At 34.3% G+C, this 1,652-nt stretch carries 2 protein-coding genes; both read left to right on the plus strand.

Features of this window, described 5'->3' with window-relative positions:
- Window positions 1-144: 144 nt before the first annotated feature.
- On the plus strand, window positions 145-720 hold the full coding sequence (locus COJ46_RS19465; protein WP_098566210.1) for a TetR/AcrR family transcriptional regulator: 576 nt from the start codon (window positions 145-147) through the stop codon (window positions 718-720).
- A 109-nt stretch (window positions 721-829) separates the two neighbouring features.
- Window positions 830-1,652, plus strand: an 823-nt coding sequence (locus tag COJ46_RS19470; protein ID WP_098566211.1) for an alpha/beta fold hydrolase, incomplete at its 3' end; no start/stop codon positions are given.

Below are 1,652 nucleotides of genomic sequence, written 5' to 3' on the forward strand. Positions count from 1 at the left end.
ATTCTTTACTAATCGTTCTAAAAAGGGTATTATTTAATCATGGTTTGAAATTCATGTGTTTATTTTAGAACGTTCATTCTATAATAGATTATGACGTTTGTTTTTGTTAGTATTGGTTCATGGATTTTTTTAAGGAGAAATAAAATGGCTAGAAGTAAAGAGTTTGATGAAAAAGCAGTATTAAGAAAAGCAATGGAGCTTTTCTGGGAACAGGGTTATGAAAAAACATCCATGCAAGATTTGGTGGATCATATGGGGATACACCGCGGGAGTATATATGACACATTTGGTGACAAGCGTTCACTGTTTTTAGCTTCCCTTAATCACTATGAAGAGCTCATCGTCAATGAGATGGAAAGCATAATTAGCAGCACTTCATCCATTAAACAGGCGATACGTGAAGTTTTTATTTTCATACTGAATTCCATTGAACAATACCCAAAAGGTTGTCTATCAGTAAATGCAGCCATTGAATTATCTTTGTTGGACAAAGAAATTGGACGCATAGTTACAAAAATGTTTAACCGTACTGAAGATATGTTTAATAACCTTATAAAACGGGGCCAAACTAGTGGAGAGCTATCAAAAGAAATCGATTCTGATAACACATCTCGTTTCTTACACAACAATTTGGTAGGTATAAGAGTACTAATAAAAACTAATTACAATAAAAAAGAATTAGAAGGCATCATCACTCTAGCACTTTCAGTGTTGGGCTAGCTTTCTTTTTTTACCGATTTTAGAACGCTCGTTCTAAAATCGGCATGAAACAAACCATCATAATGCATACTTATAAAATCGTTTTTTAATTTCTAAGGAGGACACAAAAATGGCAAACTTTAAAATACCAACAGAATCAGAATTTATTGAAGCAGATGGAACTCGTTACGCATATAGAAAATTTGGTACACAAGATGGTATACCAGTAGTATTTCTTGTTCACTTTAGAGGAACGATGGAAAACTGGGATCCAAACATGCTTGAACCTATTGCAAATACACGCCCAGTAATCTTATTTGACAATAAAGGGGTTGGTGAGACCGATGGACTAACGCCTACTACAATTGCTGATATGGCAAAAGATACAGCAACATTTATAAAAACTCTTGGATTAGAACAAGTTGACATTCTTGGTTTTTCCATTGGTGGCATGGTTGCACAAGAGCTAGCTTTACAAGAAGGAGATTTAGTAAGAAAAATTATTATGGCAGGTACTTCGCCTGAATCTGGTATTAATCCAAATCCAGAGATTTTTGAAAGAATGAATCGTCACGGCGGAACGGAAGAAGATGGAATAAATGATTTTATGTTCTTTTTCTACGAACAAACCGAAACAAGTAAATCTGCAGGAATGGCTTCATTACAAAGAATTTCTAATCAGAAAAAAGTAAACAGTTCAGAACAAGTAAAAGAGGCACAATTACAAGCCATTGCAAAATGGGCTAAACAAAAATCTAATCATGATTATGAATGGTTACAAAACATCAAACACCCTGTACTTGTTACTAATGGTGTTAATGATGTGATGGTACCGACTAAAAACAGTTATATCTTAACAGAGAAATTACCCAAAGCACAGCTGATTATATATCCTGATTCTGGTCACGGGCATCTGTTTCAATTTCCAGAACTATTTGCAGAACACGTAAATT

Source organism: Bacillus sp. AFS077874 (genome assembly GCF_002566505.1).
Lineage (GTDB): Bacteria > Bacillota > Bacilli > Bacillales > Bacillaceae_G > Gottfriedia.